This window comes from Amycolatopsis xylanica (genome assembly GCF_900107045.1).
GTDB lineage: Bacteria > Actinomycetota > Actinomycetes > Mycobacteriales > Pseudonocardiaceae > Amycolatopsis > Amycolatopsis xylanica.
The window spans coordinates 329,576-351,215 of record NZ_FNON01000006.1; the positions used below are offsets into that span (position 1 = coordinate 329,576).

A 21,640-nucleotide genomic window follows, 5' to 3' on the forward strand; every position below is an offset into this window, starting at 1 on the left:
CACGCGCCACTGAATTTACCTCAAGACTCCCTATCTTCCGGAAGATAGGGTACTTTGAGGAATATGGATCAGGAGTTGTACTCGGTTGAGCAGGTCGCCGATCGGCTCGGCCTGCATGTGCGCACGGTGCGCAACTACGTGCGCGACGGTCGGCTCAAGGCCGTGCGCATCGGCAAGCAGTACCGGATCGCCCGTGAGGATCTCGAGGCGCTGACCGGCGGGGTCGTCCCGGCGACGCCGCGTGAGTCGGCCGTCCGGAGCCGCCGGGTCGAGGTGACGACGATCGTCCAGGTCGACGCGATCGACCGGGATGGCGCGAGCCGGGTGGTGCTCGGGCTCAACGCGTCGCTGCAGGGGCGTGAGCCGGGTGGGCCGCCGGTGCGCATCGAGTCCGCCTATGACGAAGAGCGCGCGAGTTTGAAGGTGATCGTGCTGGCCAGTCCGCTCGACACCGCGAAGTTGCTGGAAATAGCCGACATGCTGATGGGGTGAGCGATGAACATCTACAAGAGCGAGGCGGGCCGCCTGCTGCTCGAAGGCAAGTACCGCGAGGCGCTGAAGTCCTGGCCGGTCGAGCACGAGACGCTGACCGTCCCGACGCGCGAGGGTGACACCTTCGTCGTCGCGAGTGGCCCGGCGGGCGCGCCGCCGGTCGTGGCGCTGCACGGTTCGATGGCGAACACGGTGCGGTGGCTGGGTTCGGTGAGCGAATGGACGCGGGACCATCGTGTCTATGCCGTCGACATCATCGGCGAGCCTGGGCTGAGCGCGCCTTCGCGGCCACCGATGGACTCCGATGCGTATGCGCTCTGGCTCTCGGATGTGGTGCGGGAGCTGGGAATCGAGCGTGCGGCGGTGGTCGGGGAGTCGCTCGGCGGCTGGATGGCGCTCGACTTCGCGACCCGGCGGCCGGAGCAGGTGACGAGCCTGGTCTTGCTGACCCCCGGCGGGGTCGGACGGCAGAAGATGGCGGTGTTGTTCAAGGCGTTGTTCTGGCGGATGTTCGGTGAGTGGGGGCAGCGGCGTGCGCTGTCGACCGCGATCGGCACCGAGCTGGACCCGGTGGCGGCGAGCTACGTCTTGGCCATCTCGAAGAACTTCAACCCGCGGAAGAAGCCGCTGCCGGTGTTCCCGGACGAGGCGTTGCGCGGCCTGAAGATGCCGATGCTGGTCGTGGTCGGCGCCAGGGACGAGATGCTCGACACCACGCAGACGGCTTTGCGGCTGGGCGCGGCCGTGCCGCACGCGCGGATCGAGGTGCTGCCGTCTGCCGGGCACCTGCTGCCGGACCAGACGAAGGTGATCAGCGAGTTCTTGGCGGCCGTCGATGCTTGAGGTCGCTGCCGAGGGGCCGGTGCTCGGGTCCTATCGCGACGCCGTGGATCTGGTCGGCGAGGCGTTGAGCGCGGACACGAACGTGGTCGTCATCCCGGTCTCGCGGCTGGACGCCGAGTTCTTCCGGCTGGAGACGCGGATCGCGGGCGAGTTCCTGCAGAAGCTGCTCGACTACCGGCTGCGCGTGGTCATCGTCGGGGACATCTCGGAGCACCTGGCGGCTTCGGACGCGCTGCGGGCTTTCGTCTACGAGTCGAACAAGGGGCGTCAGGTGCGGTTCACCTCCTCCTTTGAGACTTTGGAGCAGGATTGGCTGGCGGACGCACACTAAGTCTCAATCGAGTGTTCAAAGATACGATTGAGTCTCATGAGTCAGGACATTCGAGACTTCGTAACCCCGTCATGTGAGCTGCTGGCGTTCGGTGAGCCGACGCATCAAGGGGCCGCCTTCCGGCGGCTTCGCAACGAGCTGTTCGCCCAGCTCGCGGACCACGGCTTCCGGTCGATCGCGCTGGAGACCGACCGCGTGGCCGCGTACCTCGTGGACGACTACGTCCGAGAGGGCATCGGATCCCTCGACAAGGTGATGAGCGAAGGCTTTTCGCACAACTTCGGTGAGCTGGAAGACAATCGGCTCTTGGTCGCTTGGATGCGCGAGTACAACGAGGGGCGCCCGGCGGAAGAACGCTTGGCGTTCCACGGTTTCGACGCCGCGACGGAGAATTTCAGCGCGCCCAGCCCGCTCGGTTATCTCGAATACGCCCGTGACTACCTGGGGCTCGACGTCGACTTCGCGGGCCTCGCGGGCGACGACGAGCAGTGGAGCCGCACCGAAGCGATCATGGACCCGGCCATGTCGATCGGCGACACCGTGCCTGCCCGCGAACTCCGGGTGCTCGCCGACGACATGCTCACCACGCTCTACTGGCGCGGCCCTGAACTGATCGAAACGACTTCCCGCGCGGAGTGGTTCAGGGCCGAGGCGCACCTCACCACCGGTCTCGATCTGCTGCGCTATCACAAGCAGGCGGCGGCGAAACTCGAAGTCAACGCCCGGGTGTCACGGCTGATGGCGACCCGTGACGCGTTCATGGCCCAGAACCTGTTCGCCATCAGGCGGGCCGAGACGGGCAGGGGCACGACCTTCGTCTTCGCGAACAACGCGCACCTGCAACGAAATCTCGGCCGCTGGGCGTTGGGCGGCCGGGACTTCACGTGGGCGCCCGCCGGTTCGATCGTGAGTTCGCTGGTGGGCGGGCAGTACGTCGTCGTGCTCGGAAGCCTGGGACGGAACGCCGATATCGGGTTGGGTGAGCCTGAGGCGGACACCTTCGAGGGTGCGCTTCAACGCGATATCAAGACCTGGGCCCTGGTGCGGCCTGAGGTTTCCGGCCGCAAGCGGACCGATATCGAGGCACGCCAAGGGTATTTCCCGCTCGAGCAGGAGACGATCGACGGAGCTGACGCGTTGCTGCACATCAACGACGGCTCGGCATAAGAAAAGGAGTCGTGAGTGTTGCGGCCGGTTAGAACCGGCCGCATTTGGTGATCTACGCGGGTCGTGCTCGTCGGGATCCGCACGAACGGGGCTTTTGTCGCGCTCACGGTGACAAAAGTCCCGTTCGTAACATGCGCGGCGAGGGCCAGGCTGCCGGAGTTTGTGCTGGAGGTGACAAGGGTGGCCCTTGTCACCTCCAGTGTGGCAAGGGCGACCCTTGTTTCGCCAGCGAAACCGGCAAAAGGTACATCGTGGGGCGTATTTCGGCTTGTGAGGTGTGATCGGGTGTGCGAGGGGAAGGTTTGCTGCATCTAACGCAGCAAACCTTCCCCTCGCACCAGGTAGCGCCGCGAATTCCGCCGTAGGTGACTAAATACGGGTCGGCCAGAACCGGCCGGAACACTCACGAGGTCCTATTCGGTCCAGCGGGCGGCCTTGCCGCCCGAGCTGCCCACGATCAGGCCGTTCGAGCTGATCGCGGTCGCGAACGAGATCGTGCCAGGGCCCGCGTCGTCCAGGGTGCCGAGATCCGTCACGCTGGTCGGCGTCGTCCACCGTGCCGGGTTGGAGCGGTGCTGCTCGTTTTCCGAGGCGCCGACGATGACACCGGCGTCGTTGATCGCCCGTGCATCGCTGTTGTACCGGAAGCTGTTCGGCAGCCTGCCGAGTTCGGTGACGGTGCCGTCGGTGTTCCACCGGATGGCGAAGACGCCAAAATCGTGGTCGAGGGAAGCCTGCAGGGTGCCGACGATCGTGTTGTCGTTGTTGATGCCGTTGGCCACCGAGTAGTAGCCGTTACGCACGTTGGGCAGCGCGACGACCTTGCCGTCCGGGTCCCAGCGGAGTGCCTGGGTGCGGCCTTCGGCGTCGTCGCCGGAGCCCGCGACCGTGCCGTCGGAGGAGATCCCGGTCGCGATGCTGGTGTGGCCGCCTGGCAGGGTGCCGAGGTCGGTCACCTCGCCCTCGGCGGTCCAGCGCACCGCGTGGCCGCCGTAGACGTAGTCGTACGTGGCGCACCAGCCTGCCATTTCGCCGCGCTCGCTGATCGCCTTGGCTTCGCAGAAGTCGAAGCCGGGCAGTGAAGCGAGTTCGGTGATCTCGCCTTCCGGCGTCCACAGGATCGCGCGCCGGTGGTCCGCGTTCGACGAGGAGCCGACGATCGCGCCGACGGCGTTGATGCCGTACGCGCGGCTGCCGGTGTCACCCTCGAGGGTGCCGAGGTCGTTGACCGAGCCGTCCGGGTCCCAGCGGACCGCGTGCGAGGTGTCGTCGACGTTCGACCAGCCGACGGCCACTCCGTCGTCGTTGACGCCCCAGGCGCCCGCGCCGGAAGCACCGTCGAGCGCGGGCAGTTCTTCGATGGACGGGTCGGCGAAAGCCGCCATCGGGGTGAGGGTTCCGAGCACGAGCGCGGACCCGACGACAAAAGACAGTCTTCGCAGGTTAAACATGGTTTTTCCTTAAATCCCCAGCCGCGGCCGACACCGCGATTCGGCGCGAGCATAACAACCTTGATCACGGCTCGCGCCGGACTTTCGTCGCAGGTCACAGTCGGCTTGACAGCACTCGGCCGCATCGTGTGTACTGGATTTGTCGAACAAGTGTTCGAGGTGCGATTCGCCGCCTTCCCCGCGGTGACCGTAGCGCCGACGGAGCACGCCTTTTCGCGGGGGCGTGCGCCGTGGCGCTGGTCCGAAGGGAGCGGGTGCGGGGTGTCGGCGGGAGTGGCGCGGCTGGCTTCGTTGCCAGGGGTGAGCACGGCCAGCGGAGTGGCGTCCGCTGCCGAGCACGCGCGATCGACGGGCGGGGTTCTCAGGGTGCATCCCGCCTTCGCCGATCTGCTGCCGTCGGCGGGACTGAGGCGCGGGAGCACCGTCGCGGTGCTGGGCTCGGTCTCCCTGCTGCTCGCGTTGCTGGCGGAGGCCACGGCGGCCGGGTCGTGGGCCGCGGTGGTGGGCGTGCCCACGCTCGGCCTGGCCGCCGCGGAAGAGCTCGGCGTCGAGGTGGGCAGGCTCGCTCTCATTCCCCGCCCCGGCGTCGAGTTCCCCGCGGTGACGGCCGCGCTGCTGGACGGGGTCGATCTGGTGGCGGTCGGGGCCGCCGGGGTGAACGCGCAGGTGGCCAGGCGGCTGTCCGCGCGGGCACGGCATCGGGACGCCGTGCTGCTCGCGCTGGGCCACTGGCCCGGCGCCGAGGTGGAGCTTCGCTGCGAACCGGGCCGCTGGTCCGGGCTCGAAGCGGGGTATGGGCACCTGCGTGCTCGTGGAGTCGTGGTCCACGCCCGGGGAAGGGGTGCGGCGGCACGGCCCATGAGCACGCGGGTGCTCTTGCCTGGTCCGGCGGGAAGCGTTGCCCAGCAAGAACACAACGTGCATGCGATCTTCTCCGCGGAGGTCGGGTGAACGGCAAGCGCATGCTGGTCCTCTGGTGCCCGGACTGGCCGGCGGTGGCGGCGGGCGCCGCCGAAGGACACTCACCTCATCTGCCCGCCGCGGTTTTTTGCGCCAATCGGGTGGTCGCGTGCACGGCGGTCGCCAGGTCGGCGGGTGTCCGCCGCGGCATGCGGCGGCGTGAGGCGCAGGCCAGGTGCCCGGAGCTGGGCGTGTTCGGCGAGGACGACGGGCGTGACGCGCGGCTGTTCGAGCCGGTCGCGGCCGCTGTCGAGGAGCTGGTCGTCGGCGTCGAGGTGGTGCGGCCCGGGCTGGTCGCGGTGCCGGTGGACGGCGCCGCCGGTTACTTCGGCGGCGAGTATCAGCTGGTCGAGAAGCTGGTCGATCACGTGTCCGGCGCGGCGGGGGTGGAATGCCAGGTCGGCGTCGCGGACGGGTTGTTCGCCGCGACGCTGGCGGCGCACCGGTCGGCGCTGGTCGAGCGGGGCGCGGCCGCGGCTTTCCTGGCCCCGCTGGGCATCCACGAGCTCGACCAGCCAGGCGCGGAGCGGGCCGAGCTCGTGGACCTGCTCAAACGGCTCGGCCTGCGCACGCTCGGCACGTTCGCCGCGCTGGCCGAGCGGGACGTGATCACCCGGTTCGGCAGCGCGGGCCTGCTCGCGTACCGGCTGGCGGCAGGCCGGTCGGATCGGCCGCCGTCGCGGCGCAAGCCACCGCCGGAATTGGCCGTCACCAAGACTTTCGAACCACCGCTCGACCGGGTGGACGCCGCCGCCTTCATCGCGAAGCCGCTCGGCGAACGGTTCCACGCCGGGTTGGCGAGCCGGGGACTGGCCTGCACGCGGATCGGCATCTACGCGCTCACCGAGCGCGGCGAGGAGTTCGGCCGGGTCTGGCGGTGCGCGGAACCCCTTACCCCGCAAGGAATCGCGGACCGGGTGCGCTGGCAGTTCGAGGGCTGGCTCAAGGCACGCGACCGCCCGACTTCCGGCGTGGTGCGGCTGCGGCTCGAACCGGAAGAGACCGTCGAAGGCCGCTCGCTGCAGCTCGGGCTGCTGGGCACCGAACACGCGCTCGCCGCCGACAAGGCGGCCAGGGCGTTGGTCCGGGTGCAGGGCCTGCTCGGCCCGGAGAGCGTCTTCACCGGGTTGCTCGACGGCGGCCGGGGGCCCGCCGAGCGGGTTCGCCTGGTGCCGTGGGGCGACCCGCGTGCCGAGACCGCGCCGGAGGGCACGACGTGGCCTGGCCGGTTGCCGTCGCCTTCGCCGTCGATCGTGCTCGACCGGCCGGTCCGGGCGAGTGTCGTCGACGCGGACGGCCGCGAGGTCGCCATCGGCGCCAGAAGACGGGTCACCGCGCCGCCGCGCCAGGTCAGCCTCGACGGCGGCGAACCGAAGCTGGTGCTCGACTGGGCCGGCCCGTGGCTGGTGGACGGCCAGTGGTGGGCGCGCGACGGCCGAGGCGTCGCCGCGCGCATCCAGGTGCTGCTGGAAGACGACACCGCGCTGCTGCTGGCGCGGATGGGCGGAGACCGTCCAGTGTGGACAATCGAAGGGATGTACGACTGATGGCCGAGGAAGAGGACTACAACCAGCAGCTGCTGGAGTGGCTCGACATCGATCTGGCGACGCTCATCCCGGCGCAGCGCGTGCCGCAGGAAAACCTACGAGGCTGACGTGGGCTGGAACAACCCGCCGATGCGCTGGGCGGAGCTCAACCGGGCACTCACCGGCGACCCGCCCGGCGACGGCAACGACAGCCCGGCGTGGGGCCGCAAGCGCGAGGGCTACCTGCGCCCCGGCGAACTCGGCCTGCGTGGCGAAGACGACGCCGGCACCGGAAAGCGGGTGCCGTACGCCGAGTTGCACTGCCATTCCAACTTCAGCTTCCTCGACGGCGCGAGCCACCCCGAGGAGCTGGTCGAGGAGGCGGCGAGGCTCGGGCTCGACGCCATCGCGCTCACCGACCACGACGGCATGTACGGCGTGGTCCGCTTCGCCGAAGCGGCACGCGAACTCGGCGTGCGCACGGTGTACGGCACCGAGCTGAGTTTCGGGCTTTCCCAGCCGCAGAACGGGATCGCCGATCCCGAAGGCGAGCATCTCCTGCTGCTCGCGCGCCAGACCGACGGCTACGCGAGCCTGTGCCGGGCGATCACCGCGGGCCAGTTGCGCGGGCACGACGTGGAGCTGCCCAAGGCCCAGCGCGCGGAGAAAGGCCGCCCGGTCTACCGGCTCGAAGAGGTCGCCGAGGAGGTGCGCGGCCAGTGCGCGGTGCTCACCGGCTGCCGCAAGGGCGCGGTGCGCAAGGCGTTGCTCACTCAGGGCGCGCACGCGGCGGCCATGCGCCTGCAGGAGCTGGTCGACCTGTTCGGCGCCGACAACGTGTACGTCGAACTCACCGACCACGGTCAGCCGCTCGACAGCACGCACAACGACATCCTGTACGAGATGGCCAGGGAGTTCCGCCTGCCGACGGTCGCCACCACCGCCGCCCACTACGCGCGGCCGGAGCGCGGCAGGCTCGCCGCGGCGATGGCCGCGATCAGGGCCAGGCGCAGCCTCGACGACATGGAAGGCTGGCTGCCCGCGTCCGGGATGGCCTTCCTGCGGTCCGGCGAAGAGATGGACGAGATCTTCCGGGACCGGTATCCCGGCTCCGTGCAGCGCGCGGCGTTGCTGGGCACCGAATGCGCCTTCGATCTCAAGCTGGTGGCGCCGAAGCTGCCGCCGTTCGACGTGCCGGAGTGGCACAGCGAAGCGACGTTCCTGCGTGAGCTGACCTATATCGGCGCGCTGCGGAAGTTCGGTCCCCGCGCGGACCGGCCGGACGCTTACGAGCAGCTCGACCACGAACTGCGGATCATCGAAGACCTGGGTTTCCCCGGCTACTTCCTGATCGTGCACGACATCGTCGACTTCTGCCGCCGCAGCAACATCCTTTGCCAGGGAAGGGGATCCGCCGCAAACTCCGCGGTCTGTTACGCGCTGGGCATCACCAACGTCGACGCGGTGAAGGAAGGCCTGCTGTTCGAGCGGTTCCTCGCGCCGGACCGGGACGGCTACCCGGACATCGACGTCGACATCGAGTCCGACCGCCGCGAGGAGGCCATCCAGTACGTCTTCGAGAAGCACGGCAGGCTCCGGACCGCGCAGGTGGCGAACGTGATCACGTACCGCTCGCGCTCCGCGGTCCGCGACGCGGCGCGCGCGTTCGGCTTCCCGACCGGGCAGCAGGACGCGTGGAGCAAGCAGATCGACCGCTGGGGTTCCTTGCGGGAGACCGAAAAGGACCACGATCACGACATCCCGGACGAGGTGGTCGCGCTGGCGAACGCGCTCGAGGACTTCCCGCGTCACCTCGGCATCCACTCGGGTGGCATGGTCATCTGCGACCGGCCGGTCAGCGAGATCTGCCCGATCGAGTGGGCCAGGATGGAGAATCGCAGTGTCTTGCAATGGGAAAAGGACGACTGCGCGAACGTCGGGCTGGTGAAGTTCGACCTGCTCGGCCTCGGCATGCTGTCCGCGCTGCACTACATGCTCGACCTCGTCGAGGAGCACAAGGGCGTGAAGGTCGACCTCGCCCAGCTCGACATCGGGGACGAAAAAGTCTACGACATGCTTTGTGAGGCCGACGCGATCGGCGTCTTCCAGGTGGAGAGCCGGGCTCAGCTGGCGACCCTGCCCCGGCTGAAACCCCGGTGTTTCTACGAACTCGCGGTCGAGGTCGCGCTGATCAGGCCCGGCCCGATCCAGGGCGGGTCCGTGCACCCGTACATCCGGCGCAAGACCGGGGCGGAGACCTGGACCTATGATCATCCGTTGCTGCGCAAGGCTTTGCACAAGACGTGCGGGGTGCCGCTGTTCCAGGAGCAGATGATGCAGATCGCGCTCGACGTCGCGAACTTCACCGCGGCCGAGGCCGATCAGCTCCGGCACGCGATGGGGTCCAAGCGGTCGGAGAAGCGGATGGAACGGCTGCGGAAAAGGTTCCTCGAGGGCGCCGTGAAGAACGGTGTCGAGCTGGAACTCGCGGAGAAGATCTTCTTGAAGCTCAAGGCTTTTTCGAACTTCGGCTTCCCGGAGAGTCACGCGCTGAGCTTCGCGCACCTCGTCTTTTCGAGCGCGTACTTCAAGCTGTATCACCCGGACGCGTTCTGCGCGGCGTTGCTGCGCGCTCAGCCGATGGGGTTCTACTCGCCGCAGTCGCTGGTCGCCGACGCGCGGCGGCATGGGGTGACCGTGCTCGGCCCCGATGTCAACGCCAGCCTCCCGCACGCCACCCTCGAAGGCGCCGGGACCGTCCGATTAGGACTGGCCAGCATCCGGACGATCGGGCAGGCGCTGGCCGAGCGCATCTCCGAAGAACGGAAGCAGGGGCCGTATCAGGACATGACCGACGTCGCCAGGCGTGTCCGGCTGACCACTCCGCAGGTGGAGGCCTTGGCGACAGCAGGCGCGTTCGGTTGCTTCCTCGAAGACCGGCGGCAAGCGCTCTGGGCGGCGGGTCCCGCCGCCGAAGAGCGCGCGGAAAAGCTGCCAGGAAGCCAAATCGAGGCTCCGTCACTGCCCGGAATGGACGGTCTCGACCTGGCTATCGCGGACGTCTGGGCGACCGGCGTGTCCCCGGACAGCTTTCCCACGCAGTTCATCCGCGAGCGGCTCGACGCGCTCGGCGTGGTGCCAGCGAGCAAGCTCAAGGACTGCGAGCACGGTCAGCGGGTGCTCGTCGGCGGCGCGGTGACGCATCGCCAGCGTCCGGCGACCGCGGGCGGTATCACCTTTCTCAACCTCGAAGACGAGACGGGAATGATCAACGTGATCTGCACACTCGGCCTTTGGCGGCGCTATCACCGGATCGCCAGGAACAGCGGCGCGCTGCTCGTGCGCGGTGTGGTGGAAAAGAACGAAGGCGTGGTCAACATCCTGGCCGATCGGCTGCAGAATCTGCCCATGCGCATCCGGTCGAAGTCACGGGATTTTCGTTAGCAACAGGTTGGCACAGTGTGAGAGAAAAGTGCTGACCTGACAGCAACGCGTGGAAGTCATACGTACGTCAATGGGGTACGGGCTAACCTGGAAAAGGTTCCGCTGCGGAAATCAGACCGCGTACTTCAACCGAATTCCACGGGAGAACGAGTCCATGTCGATCCACGAAGATCTGCTGCCGCGCGCCCTTTTTGCCTCGAACTCCGACCTGGGCAGTGTGGGTGACCTGCTGTTCCAGGCGGCCGAGCAGCATGAAGGCAAAGGCCTTCTTCATGCCACGACGGGCCAGTTTGTCCGTTATTCGGAATTGCGTGACGAAGCGCTTCGGATGCTGGGCGGGTTGCGTGAACTCGGTGTCGTTCCCGGGCAAGTGGTCGCGCTGCTGCCTGAGCGCGGTGAGGATTTCATCCCCGCATTGTGGGCGTGTTTCCTCGGTGGGTTCATTGCCTGCGCACCGGCGCCGATTACCGATTCGCTGAACGAACGGGTGGCGCGGCTCAACCAGCTCGACGAACTGCTGGATCGGCCGTTCTTCGTGACCGATGATCTCGCGCTGACCACGCGCGCCGCGGAAAGCGGATTACTGGTCGCCGGAATCGAGCAGGCGCGGCTGCTGGGCGCCACCGTCGCGCCGCACGAGGTCCGGCCGTACCGGCCGTCGCCGTCGGAGGTGGCGCTGACCATGCTGACCTCCGGTTCGACCGGCGTGGCCAAGGCGGTCCAGCTGACGCACGCGAACCTGCTGGCCGCGCTGGCCGCGAAGATCGAAGCGCTGACGTTGACCGCCGGCGACGTCATGCTCAACTGGGTCTCGTTCGACCATGTCGCGGCCACCATCGAGACGCACCTGCTGCCGCTGGCGGCGGGCGCGGTCCAGGTGCACGTGCCGCCGTCGCACGTGCTGGCCGATCCGCTGGAGTTCCCCCGGCTGATCAGCGAACACCGGGTGACCATCACCTTCACTCCCAACTTCCTGCTCGGCCTGGTCAACGCCGAACTCGACCGGCTGAGCGAGCCGCTGGACGTGGACCTGTCCGCCGTCCGCCACGTCATCTCCGGCGGTGAGGCGAATCCGGTCAGCACCGGCGTCGGCTTCCTCGACCGTCTCGCGCCATACGGCCTGCACGGCAGGGCGCTGTGGCCAGCGTTCGGGATGACCGAGACCTGCGCCGGATCCATCTACAACAAGGAATTCCCCATCGCCGACGCCGGCGCGGAGTTCGCCGCCGTCGGGCGGCCGGTGCGTGGCCTGGACATCCGCATCGCCGACGACGGCGAAGTGCAGCTGCGCGGGCCGATGATCACGCCGGGCTATCGCGGCAACCCCGTGGCGAACGCGGCCGCCTTCACCGAGGACGGCTGGTTCCGCACCGGCGACCTCGGCAGCCTGCGTGACGGACGGCTGACGCTGGCAGGCCGCAACAAGGACTCCATCGTCGTCAACGGCGTCAACTACTTCAGCCACGACCTCGAAGCGGTGATCACCGCGATGCCGGGCGTCGAGCCGTCGTTCGTCGCGGCCTTCGCGATCCGGCCGCCCGGTAGTGACACCGAAGAGCTGGTCGTCGCCTTCACCGCCGCTCCGGAGGTCGCGGCCGACGAGGCCGCGTTGTACCGGGTCGTGACGGCGGTACGCGACCGCACCGCGCTGCACTGGGGTTTCCGCCCGGCGCTGGTGCTGCCGCTGCCGGCGGCGGAGTTTCCCAAGACCAGCCTCGGCAAGATCCAGCGCCCGCTCATGCGCCGTACCCTCGAATCCGGCGGTTACGCCGAGCACGAGTCCGCGGTGACCGACCTCGTGCGCCGGAAGCTGGGCGGCTACACCGCGCCGGAGGGGCCGACCGAGGAGCTCCTCGCCGAGCTTTACGGTCAGGTCTTCGGTCTCGACCCCGCCACGGTCAGCGCGACCGCGAGTTTCTTCGATCTCGGCGGCACTTCCGTCGACGTGCTGCGGCTGCGGCGGCTGGTCGAGCAGCGGCTGCCCGGCACCGAGGTGACCGTGCCGCAGCTGTTCGGCGCGCCGACCGTGCGCCTGCTGGCCACGCGTGTCGACGCGGCGGGCGACCTGCCCTACGACCCGATCGTCCCGCTGCAGACCAGTGGCTCGGGGACGCCGTTGTTCTGCGTGCACCCGGCAGGCGCCGAAGTGCTCGTCTTCGTCGCGCTGGCCAAGCACTTCACCGGCGAGCGGCCGTTCTACGCCTTGCGGTTCCGCGGTTTCGGCGCGGACGAGGAGCCGTTCGGCAGCTGGGACGAGATGGTCGACTGCTACGTGGACGCGATCCGCCGCACCCAGCCGGAGGGGCCCTACGCACTGACCGGCTATTCGCTCGGCGGCGCGATCGCCTTCGACGTGGCGAAGCGGCTGGAGGCGGCCGGAGAACGCGTCGACTTCTACTGCAGCATCGACCTCCCGCCGCACATCCCGGACATCGACGTCTTCGATTTCGCTTGCACGGCAACAAATCTCGCGCTCTTCGTCGGCCTGACGAACGTCGAGCAGCTGGAAACGCTGCCGCCGGTGCTGCGGGGCATGTCCCAGGAAGATCAGCTGGCTCACCTGATCGGCCTCGCCAGCCCGGCCAGGCTCGCCGAACTCGATCTCGACCTGGCCCAGTTCAGCGAGTGGGTGCACATCGCCCACGCGCTGGTCACGGCCGCGAAGACCTACGAACCCACCGGCACGGTCGAGGAGGTCACCGTGCTGTACGCGTCGCCGTTGCGGTGGACCGAGGAGGACTGGACCGCGCGCATGCGGCGCTGGGATGAGCATTCGCGGACGCCGGTGCGTTATCACCCGGTGCCCGGCGAGCACCACACGCTGCTCGGCCCGGAGTTCGTAGCCGCGGTCCACGAGGTGCTCAGCGGCGAACTGAAGCGAGCACTCGGTGAGGACTGAGACTTGGGGCCCTGCCGAGGGGCGCACCTTGCTGGCATTGCACGGTTTTCCCCAGGAGGCGGCCAGGTGGGACGGCCTGGCCCGGCTGCTCGCCTCCCGGGGTGTCCGGGTGATCGCGTTCGACCAGCGTGGTTATGGTGCGCGGCCGCCGTTGGACACCTATGGCCTGGACGCTTTCGTCGGCGACGCGCTGGCCGTCGCCGACGCCCGCGGGCTGGACCGGTTCGACGTCGCCGGGTTCGGCGTCGGCGCGATGCAGGCCTGGACGCTCGCGAGCAGGCATCCGGAGCGGGTCCGGTCGCTGACCACCATCCGCTATCCGCACCCCGCCGCGCTCGCGCACGGTCTGCGCACCGATCCGGCGCAGGCGGCCGCCTGGGCGAAACTCGACCGCTTCACCCCGCCGGAGCCCGCGGCCCGTGCCTTGCTCGCGGACGGTGCGCGCGGCTTGCGTGAGTTCCTTCGCGAGTCCGGAATGGACTCCGCGCTGATCGCGCGTACCGTCGCGAGACTCGGCTCGGTCGAAGCGCTTTCCGGTGCGCTGGCTTGGAATTCGGTGACCTTGGACGAGCTGGCGGCGGTACCGAAGACCACCGTTCCGACGCTGTTCTTCCACTCAGCCGGGCCCGCGCTGACCACGAGCACGGCCTCGCGGTGCGCGGACTGGGTCACCGGGCCGTTCCGCGCGGTCGGGCTGGCCGGGGCCGGGCATTGGATATTGGAGACGTGCCCGGAACGGCTGCTCGAGCCTCTCCTGGCCCGGTTAGGCGTGGGCGTCTTCGTCGACGACCCGCTTGACCTCGGCCAGCGTCCGGCGTAGCTCGGGGAGCCCGATCGAGCCGAGCGCCAGCCGAAGTGCTTGCGGCACAGCGGATGTGGTGGCGAACGGCTCGGCGGTGGAGACGGAGATCCGCTGACGTGCCAGCGTCGCCGCGACGCGGTCCGCGCGGGCGCTTTCCGCCAGCGGGAGCCAGGCGAAGTAGGACGCCGGGTGGCCGACGAGTCCAGTGAGGACTTCGCGGGCGATGGCCTGTCGCGTGGCCGCGTCTTCGCGCTTCCGGGCTTCGAGACTGTCGGCGGTGCCGTCGTCGAGCCAGCGGCAGGCGATCGTGGTGGTGAGTGCCGGGGTGTTCCAGGTGGTCGCCCGTATCGCCCGTTCGATGCCCGTGACCAGTGCTTCGGGCGCCGCGACGAAGCCGACGCGCAGGCCCGTGGCGACGCTTTTGGACAGGCTGGAAACGTAGATCGTGGTCTCCGGCGCCAGCGCCGCGAGCGGTGGCGGGCAGTTCTCGGCCAGGAAGGCGTAGGCGGCGTCTTCGATGATGAGCAGGTCATGGTGGCGTGCGATCGCCACCAACCGCTTGCGTACGCGCGTCGGCAGAACCCAGCCCAGTGGGTTGTGCAGCGTCGGCATCGCGTAGATCGCGCGGACCGGTCGTTGGGCGCAAAGTCGTTCGAGTGCTTCGAGATCCGGGCCGTGCGGAGTGACCGGGAGCGGCGCCAACTCCAGTCCGAGCGCGTGTGCGAGCACCTTGAAACCCGGGTAGGTGAGCGCGTCCACCGCCACGATGTCCCCGTGCTGGAGCGTGGCCATGACTGTCGCCGCGAGTCCGTGTTGGGCTCCGCTGACGACGAGGACCTGGTCGGCGCTCACGGTCAGGCTGCGACGCCGGAGGTGCCGTGCGATCGAGGCCCTGTCGACGGCGCGGCCGCGATGGGGTTGGTAGTGCAGGAGCGCGTCGAGGTCGCCGGCGGTCGCCAGTTCGCGCAGTGCTTGGCGTAAGAGGTCCGCCTGGCCGGGCACCGACGGGTAGTTGAAGCTGAGGTCGACGGCGTCGACCGCCAGCGCGCGCTGGTCGATCCCTTGACCGGGTGGCACCGCCAGGTCGCGGACGAACGTGCCCCGGCCCTGTTCGCCGCTGACCAGGCCCATCGCCTCGAGTTCGGCGTAGACGCGGGTCGCGGTCACCAGCGCGATGCCTTCGCGCGCGGCGAGTTCGCGGTGGGTGGGCAGGCGGGTTCCGGCTGGCCAGCGTCCTGAACGGAGGTCGGCCGCGAGGGCGTCGACCACGTGCTTGTACCGGGGTATCCGTGCCACGGTCCCGGATTGTATCCATGACAATTATTCGACTGTCATGGATTCGGTTTCTAGGCTCTTCCCCATGCATATCGCGATCTTGACCTTCGAGGGCTACAACGAACTCGACTCGCTCATCGCGCTCGGTGTCCTCAACCGAGTCAAACTGCCGGGCTGGCGAGTGTCGATCGCCTGCCCCGCGCCGACGGTCCGCTCGATGAACGGCGTGGTGATCTCGTCGATGGCGACGCTGGAAGAGGCCTGCGCGGCGGACGCCGTGATCGTGGGCAGCGGGGCGCGAACCCGCGAGGTCGTGGAGGATCCCGCGATCATGTCCGTGCTGCGGGAGCTCGACCCGTCGCGGCAGCTGCTCGCCGCGCAGTGTTCCGGGACGCTCGTGCTGGCCAAGCTCGGCCTGCTCGACGGTGTGCCCGCGTGCACCGACCTCACGACCAAGCCGTGGGTCATCGCGGCCGGGGTCGAAGTGCTGAACCAGCCCTTGTACGCCAAGGGAAACGTCGCCACCGCCGGCGGCTGCCTCGCCTCGCACTACCTGGCCGCCTGGGTCATCGGCCACCTGGCCGGGCCCGAAGCCGCCGTGGACGCGATTCATTACGTCGCGCCGGTGGGGGAGAAGGAGGAGTACGTCGCACGCGCCATGGGAAATGTGGCACCTTTTCTCCCAGTAGGACATAATCTGTCCTAGATGGTCCTTAACGTTGGCCTCAGCAGCCAACCGAAAAGGAGCCAGACGATGCCGATTCCCCAGGGCTACCACACCGTCACCCCGTGGATCATCACTCCCGACAGCCGCAAGGCGATGGCGTTCGCCGCGCAGGCGTTCGACGCCGAGGAGATCGCGGTGGTGGCGATGCCCGACGGGTCGGTCGGGCACGCGGAGATGCGCATCGGCGACTCGGTGGTGATGTTCTTCGACTCGCGCCCCGAGTGGCAGGACTCGCCCGCGTACCTGCGGCTGTACGTCGAGGACAGCGACGCCACGTTCAAGAAGGCACTCGAAGCGGGCGCCACCGCCGTCACGGAGATGACCGAGCTGTTCTTCGGTGACAAGGTCGGCCGGGTCCGTGATCCGTTCGGCAACGTCTGGTGGATCCAGGAGCGGCTGGAGGAGCTTGACGAAGCGGAAGCCATGCGCCGCATGACAATGCCGCGCTACGCCGCCGCGATGGACTACGTGACGAGCGCGAAGATCATGCCCACTCGCTAGTGTGGGGTGAGCGACGCGGAGATGAGCAAGGTGGAGCGATCCGCCCGCTCCGGGGCAACCCCGGGGCGCACCATGGCACCCGCGCACGGCACCCCACGCCGATGGGGCACGCTCCGCGGACGACGCGGCGCGGTCGAACGGAGAACGAGGTCATCTCCGCGTCGCGTCGTCGTGGAGGGGGTTTCCGGTGCTCGATCCGGTGTGGCGGTGGCCGGTCGCGCGCTGGGAGACGTTCACGGACTGCGCGCGGGCGCTGGACCTGACGGAAGGCGAGCTGAGCTGGTTCGCCGACGCGCGCACGTGGAACAGGCGCGCGGACGCACCGTTGCGGCACTACACGTATCGCTGGATTCCGACGGCGAGCGGCGGGATCCGGCTGCTCGAACGGCCGAAGCCGCGGCTCGCCGAGCTGCAACGACGGGTGGTCCGCCATGTCGTGAACGCGTTGCCGGTGCATGACGCCGCGCATGGTTTCCGCGCGGGCAGGTCGGCGCTGACCTGCGCCGCGCCGCACGCGGGTCAGGCGCTGGTCGTGCGCATGGACCTCGAGGGGTTCTTCCCGTCGGTGTCCGCGCGCCGGGTCCGGTCGCTGCTCCTGCTCGCGGGCTACCCGGAAGCCGTCGCGCTCGCGCTGGCGGGAGTGCTCACCACGGCCGCGCCGGTCGACGTCATCACCGGCGCGCCCGACGGCACGCGCGACGCGTCCCGCGTGCGGCTGCTGAACAATCTCGCCCGCACACACCTGCCGCAGGGCGCGCCGTCGTCGCCGTCGGTGGCGAACGCGGTCACCCATCATCTCGACCGCAGGCTCGCCGGGCTCGCGCGCGTGCTCGGCGCCACGTACACCCGCTACGCCGACGATCTCGCCTTCTCGGGACCCGCTGAGCTGCCGTTGCACCGGCTGCTGCCGGGTGTCCGCGAGATCGTGCGCGCCGAGGGATTTCGCTTGCGTGACAACAAGACTTCGGTCGCCGCGGCGCAGCACCGGCAACGTGTCGCCGGCCTGGTCGTCAACTCCGCGCCCGCCGCGGCACGCGCGGACTACGACGACTTGCGGGCCTTGCTGCACAACTGCGCCCGCACCTGCCCGGCGGCCCAAAACCGTTACGGACACCCGGATTTCCGCGCGTATCTGCTCGGCCGCATCGGCTGGATCGGCACCGGGCATCCCGCGCGGGCCGCCCGGCTACGCGCCCTGTTCGACCGCGTCGAGTGGCCGGATACGCTGCCGGGGTGATCGAAACGGGCGAGGACTACCGCGACGCCGTCATGCCGGGAGCGCGGTGGGAGAAGCGGCAGTTCGTCCGCTGCGACTTCAGCGAGGCCGACCTGCGCGGCCTGCGCACCCAGGGCTGCACCTTCGACGAGTGCGACTTCACCAAGGTGGATCTGGGCGATTCCGTGCACACCTCGTCGGCGTTCCGCTCGTGCACCTTCGACCGGACGGTGCTCGCGGACACCACCTGGTCGGGCTGCTCACTGCTCGGATCGTCCTTTGTGGACTGCCGAATGCGCCCGATCTCCTTGACGGACTGCGACTTCTCGCTCGCCTCACTCAGCCGAGCCCGCCTCGGCAAGGTCGTGCTGTCCGGCCTGCGCTTCCGCGAGGCCAACCTCCTCGAAGCCGACCTCTCCGAAACCGACCTCACGGCGGCCGACCTGCGCGGCGCCCGCCTCCAAGGCGCCAACTTCACCGGCGCCGACCTCCGCTCGGCCAAGCTCGACGCCCACGGCCTGGTCCAGGGCACCTTCACCGGCGCGACCGTAGACCTCGACACCGCCGTCGCCTACGCCGCCGCCCACGGCCTAGTAGTCGCCTGAAGCCCGAAAGCCACTTTCGTCAGGTCTAAAAGCCCGAAAGGGGCTTTCGTCAGATCTAACCTGACGAAAGCCCCTTTCGGGCTTTTTTGCTCAGTCGACCGGGGGCTCGCCCGGTTCCAGCTCGATCAGGTCGCCCTCGGCCAGCAGGGTTTCGATCGAGGCAGGCAGCAGGTACGCCGACCCGCCACCAGGCTGGTTGAACCACGGGATCGCGACGCCGGCCAGCGCCTCGATCGGCCGCTGCACCCGGTACACGTGGTACGGCCGGTTGACCCACTCCGGCACCAGCGAGCGCTCCTCGAACGGCGTCCCGGCGGCGTACGTCAGGTTGCCGTTCGGGCCGCCGAAGCGGTCGAGCTCGCTGCCCGCAGGCAACTCGCGCAGTTCCTTGCCGCGGAACAGCGTCAACGGCGGCTCGCCCGCCATCGGGCCGATCGGCCACTGCTGGTTCGACGACGGCGCGGCCGCGCGAGCGGGCTCCTGCCTGGGCGGCACCGGCGCGGGCGCCGGAGGCGGCGGAACCGGGACCGCGACGGTAGGCGCGGGTGCGGCGGCCAATGGAGGCGGTTCCCGGCGCGGCGGCGCGGGCGGGACAGGTGCCGCGGCGGGCGGCGGAGGCGGCGGGATCGGCGCGCCCTGACCACGCTGCGGCAACGGCGGGGGCGGCGCCGACGCGGCCAGCGGCGGCGCCGCGATGGTCGGCGGGCCACCACGCGGGTCCTCCGCGAGCGTCGCCTGCGGGTCGAAGTCGTCCTGCTCCGGGGGAGCCGCGGCGGGCACACCCGTCGCCTGCTCCGGCGTCAACGTCGCCATGACCGGCGCGGGCGGCTCCTCGGCGACCGGCTCCGGTTCGGGCTCGGGTTCCGGCTCCGGCGGCGCGGCGAAGGCCTGGCCGTCCGGGTCGAGCAGCAGCTTGCCGAGCATGAACGCGGCCGCGTCCTCGGCGTCGCCGAACACGGCCGGGTTGGTCAGCTCACCGTCGTACCAGCCGACGCGCCAGCCAGACTCGACCTCTTCGACGCTCCAGCCGTGGTCGGCCGGCTCGCCGATGCGGTACGCCTCCTCGGGCACGTTCAGCTCGCCCAGCTTCGCCTGCAGCTGGTTCAGCACCGGCTCACGCGGTTCGGGCTCCGGTTCCGGCTCGGGTTCGGGCTCCGGCTCGGGTTCCGGCTCGTGCACGACCGGGACCACGGGCGCCGGTTCGGGCACCGGCGGCGGCGCGAACGCGGTCGGGTGCTCGACACCGGGCTCGGTGCCGTTCGCGCCCATCCCGGCAGGCACCTCTTCGGTGATCTCCTCCGGGCTCTCCTCGATCAGCTGAGCGGCCGGCTCCGGCTGGTGGAACTGCTCGTCCTCGTCCTCGTCGAAGTCGTCGACGAACGGATCGTGGATCTGGGTCTGGTCGAACTCGTCCTCGAACGGCGGGTGCTCGGCCGCGACGGGCGCCGGGGGCTCCGGCTCGGCCACCGGCGGCGCGGGCGGGGGCGCCACCGGGGGAGCGGGCGGCGCCGCGGGCGGCGGCGGCGCGCTGGCCTGCGGCGGGACCTGGGCGGGCCGCGGCGGCTGGAGGTACGCGGCGGCCGCCTGCAGCGTCGCCTCGTCGGCGTCGGGCAGCGTGAACCCGGTGCCCCTGATGTGCTCGACCAGGTCGGGCTCGGGGGACACCCCGTACTCACGCAGGTAGAAGTTGACGGCGGCCGGCCAGATCCACTGCCCGTCGCTGTGGAACGCCACCGGCACGGTCGCCTCCGGCGTCTGGGCCAGCCGGTCGACGTCGTACCCGCGCTCGGACACCACGAGCGGCGCGGCGTCGAGGTAGTCAAGCAGCCTGTCCTGCTCCTCGACCTCGAGGTCGGGCCGGTTGATCACCGGACGCCCGGCCGGGCCGATGGTGTCGAAGATCCGCGCGATGCGGAACCGGGGGCCGCCTTCCGGCTGCAGCCCCGACATGCGGCGGATGAGCCACTCGGGGACGTTCTCCTCCGAGCGCGGGAACATCCGCAGCTCGTCCGAGTAGGCCTGCGGCGGCGGCGCGAGGTGCCAGCGCGGCTCGTCGCGGTTGTACTCCAGGTTGTAGCTCGACGGGTGGTCCAGCTGGTACTTGGCGTTGAACCAGGTACCGCGGCCGTCCCGGTACATCCCGGCACGGAGCTTGCCGAACAGCGTCGCGATGTCGTGGGTGGCGACCCACTCGACCGCGGAGCCGTCCTCGGTGATGATCTCGCCGGTCATCTCGTGGTACCTGCCGACGGCTCGGTACTCCGCGGTGACCCGGCGCCAGTCGCGCGGGGCGGCTCGCAGCAGGGCAAGGCCGATCTGCTTGACCAGTGTGTCCTGCTCGGTCGCGTTCAGCTGGGTCGTCGGTTGTGCCACGTGAACATTTTGACTGTTCAACGGCCGCTGTGCACCCCGCATGTGAGGTTTGCGGCCTTGAACACCTTGCGAAATGCCTTGACCAGGGCAAATGTGTCCACACTGAACCCGTCGGAGACGGCTTTGCCAGAATGGGCGCCGTGACGGCGATCGTTCTGGACGGCAAGGCCACCAAAAACGCCATCTTCGCGGAGCTCGAGCCCCGCGTCGCGGCTCTCGCTGCCCGGGGGGTGACACCCGGTCTCGGCACCGTCCTTGTGGGTGACGACCCGGGCTCGCACTCCTACGTGAAGATGAAGCACGCGGACAGCGCGAAGATCGGCATCAACTCGATCCGCCGCGACCTGCCTGCCGACATCACGCAGGAGAAGCTCGAAGCCGTCATCGACGAGCTCAACGCCGACCCGGCGTGCCACGGCTACATCGTGCAGCTCCCGCTGCCGAAACACCTGGACGCGGGCCCGATCCTGGAGCGCATCGCGCCGCAGAAGGACGCCGACGGGCTCGCGCCGGGCAGCCTCGGCCGCCTGGTGCTCGGCCAGCCAGGGCCGCTGCCGTGCACGCCGTACGGGATCATCGAACTGCTGCGCCGCCACGACGTCCCGCTCAGCGGCGCGAACGTCACGGTCGTCGGCCGCGGGATCACCGTGGGTCGCACGATGGGCCTGCTGCTCACCCGGCGGAGTGAAAACTCGACGGTCACCCTGTGCCACACCGGTACCCGCGACCTCGCGGCCGAGGTGAAGCGCGCGGACATCGTCATCGCCGCCGCCGGCGTGCCGGGGATCATCACCCCGGACATGGTCAAGCCCGGCGCTGCCGTGCTCGACGTCGGTGTGTCCCGAGTGGACGGCAAGCTCGCCGGCGACGTCGCACCCGGCGTCGAAGAGGTCGCGGGCTGGCTCTCGCCGAACCCCGGCGGGGTCGGGCCGATGACACGGGCGATGCTCGTCAGCAATGTCGTCGAAGCCGCTGAGCGATCGCTCGCGTGAGTGTCGTGACGCCCAAGCGCACCCGGCTGACGCAGC

Annotated in this window: 17 protein-coding genes; 14 read left to right on the forward strand and 3 right to left on the reverse strand. The window is 69.4% G+C overall.

The window, feature by feature from the left end; all coding sequences use genetic code 11:
• The first annotated feature begins 63 nt into the window (after nt 1-63).
• From BLV57_RS28290 to BLV57_RS28305, 4 genes are read left to right on the forward strand one after another with little or no spacing between them, the layout of a single operon-like run.
• Nucleotides 64-492, forward strand: coding sequence for a helix-turn-helix domain-containing protein (locus tag BLV57_RS28290; RefSeq protein ID WP_091293827.1), 429 nt, complete (start codon nt 64-66; stop codon nt 490-492).
• Nucleotides 493-495: 3 nt separating this feature from the next.
• Entirely contained in the window at nt 496-1,335 is an 840-nt protein-coding gene (locus BLV57_RS28295; protein WP_091293829.1) for an alpha/beta fold hydrolase, read from the forward strand.
• Nucleotides 1,328-1,666 (forward strand): DUF4180 domain-containing protein, encoded by a 339-nt coding sequence (locus BLV57_RS28300; RefSeq protein ID WP_091293831.1) that lies wholly within the window; start codon nt 1,328-1,330, stop codon nt 1,664-1,666. The genes BLV57_RS28295 and BLV57_RS28300 overlap by 8 nt, the downstream gene beginning before the upstream one ends.
• A 36-nt stretch (nt 1,667-1,702) precedes the next feature.
• Nucleotides 1,703-2,833 carry an erythromycin esterase family protein gene (locus BLV57_RS28305; RefSeq protein WP_091293833.1) on the forward strand — a complete coding sequence of 377 codons (1,131 nt, stop codon included), beginning with the start codon at nt 1,703-1,705 and terminating at the stop codon, nt 2,831-2,833.
• A 413-nt stretch (nt 2,834-3,246) separates the two neighbouring features.
• Here the strand turns inward: BLV57_RS28305 and BLV57_RS28310 are convergent, their stop codons facing one another.
• Entirely contained in the window at nt 3,247-4,284 is a 1,038-nt protein-coding gene (locus BLV57_RS28310; protein ID WP_091293835.1) for a DUF3466 family protein, read from the reverse strand.
• Nucleotides 4,285-4,545: 261 nt separating this feature from the next.
• Here BLV57_RS28310 and BLV57_RS28315 point away from each other — a divergent pair, with 261 nt between their 5' ends.
• From BLV57_RS28315 to BLV57_RS28335, 5 genes are all read left to right on the forward strand, one after another.
• Entirely contained in the window at nt 4,546-5,235 is a 690-nt protein-coding gene (locus BLV57_RS28315) for a hypothetical protein (RefSeq protein ID WP_091294245.1), read from the forward strand.
• Nucleotides 5,236-5,246: 11 nt separating this feature from the next.
• Nucleotides 5,247-6,791, forward strand: a complete 1,545-nt coding sequence (locus BLV57_RS28320; RefSeq protein WP_091294246.1) for a DNA polymerase Y family protein — start codon at nt 5,247-5,249, stop codon at nt 6,789-6,791.
• 108 nt (nt 6,792-6,899) lie between these two features.
• Nucleotides 6,900-10,214 carry an error-prone DNA polymerase gene (locus BLV57_RS28325; protein ID WP_091293837.1) on the forward strand — a complete coding sequence of 1,105 codons (3,315 nt, stop codon included), beginning with the start codon at nt 6,900-6,902 and terminating at the stop codon, nt 10,212-10,214.
• Nucleotides 10,215-10,368: 154 nt separating this feature from the next.
• Nucleotides 10,369-13,113 (forward strand): non-ribosomal peptide synthetase, encoded by a 2,745-nt coding sequence (locus BLV57_RS28330; RefSeq protein WP_091293838.1) that lies wholly within the window; start codon nt 10,369-10,371, stop codon nt 13,111-13,113.
• Nucleotides 13,103-13,933 carry an alpha/beta fold hydrolase gene (locus tag BLV57_RS28335; RefSeq protein WP_091293840.1) on the forward strand — a complete coding sequence of 277 codons (831 nt, stop codon included), beginning with the start codon at nt 13,103-13,105 and terminating at the stop codon, nt 13,931-13,933. The genes BLV57_RS28330 and BLV57_RS28335 overlap by 11 nt, the downstream gene beginning before the upstream one ends.
• On the opposite strand, the gene BLV57_RS28340 is transcribed toward BLV57_RS28335, so the two are convergent.
• Nucleotides 13,877-15,211, reverse strand: coding sequence for an aminotransferase-like domain-containing protein (locus BLV57_RS28340; RefSeq protein WP_091293841.1), 1,335 nt, complete (start codon nt 15,209-15,211; stop codon nt 13,877-13,879). The two genes, BLV57_RS28335 and BLV57_RS28340, sit on opposite strands and share 57 nt — an antisense overlap.
• A 64-nt stretch (nt 15,212-15,275) precedes the next feature.
• On the opposite strand from BLV57_RS28340, the gene BLV57_RS28345 reads away from it, so the two are divergent.
• From BLV57_RS28345 to BLV57_RS28360, 4 genes are all read left to right on the forward strand, one after another.
• Nucleotides 15,276-15,896, forward strand: coding sequence for a DJ-1/PfpI family protein (locus BLV57_RS28345; RefSeq protein ID WP_091293843.1), 621 nt, complete (start codon nt 15,276-15,278; stop codon nt 15,894-15,896).
• A gap of 48 nt (nt 15,897-15,944) precedes the next feature.
• A complete protein-coding gene (locus BLV57_RS28350) occupies nt 15,945-16,418 on the forward strand; it encodes a VOC family protein (RefSeq protein ID WP_245757550.1) in 474 nt (157 codons plus the stop codon).
• 187 nt (nt 16,419-16,605) lie between these two features.
• The gene (locus BLV57_RS28355) at nt 16,606-17,655 is read left to right on the forward strand and encodes a reverse transcriptase family protein (protein ID WP_091293846.1); all 1,050 of its coding nucleotides are present in this window, start codon (nt 16,606-16,608) and stop codon (nt 17,653-17,655) included.
• Nucleotides 17,652-18,239: a pentapeptide repeat-containing protein gene (locus tag BLV57_RS28360; RefSeq protein WP_091293848.1), complete on the forward strand. Its 588-nt coding sequence runs from the start codon at nt 17,652-17,654 to the stop codon at nt 18,237-18,239. The genes BLV57_RS28355 and BLV57_RS28360 overlap by 4 nt, the downstream gene beginning before the upstream one ends.
• Before the next feature lie 90 nt (nt 18,240-18,329).
• On the opposite strand, the gene BLV57_RS28365 is transcribed toward BLV57_RS28360, so the two are convergent.
• Nucleotides 18,330-20,654, reverse strand: coding sequence for a TNT domain-containing protein (locus BLV57_RS28365; protein ID WP_091293849.1), 2,325 nt, complete (start codon nt 20,652-20,654; stop codon nt 18,330-18,332).
• A gap of 98 nt (nt 20,655-20,752) precedes the next feature.
• Here BLV57_RS28365 and BLV57_RS28370 point away from each other — a divergent pair, with 98 nt between their 5' ends.
• Nucleotides 20,753-21,604, forward strand: a complete 852-nt coding sequence (locus BLV57_RS28370) for a bifunctional methylenetetrahydrofolate dehydrogenase/methenyltetrahydrofolate cyclohydrolase (protein WP_091294248.1) — start codon at nt 20,753-20,755, stop codon at nt 21,602-21,604.
• Nucleotides 21,605-21,640: the final 36 nt, after the last annotated feature.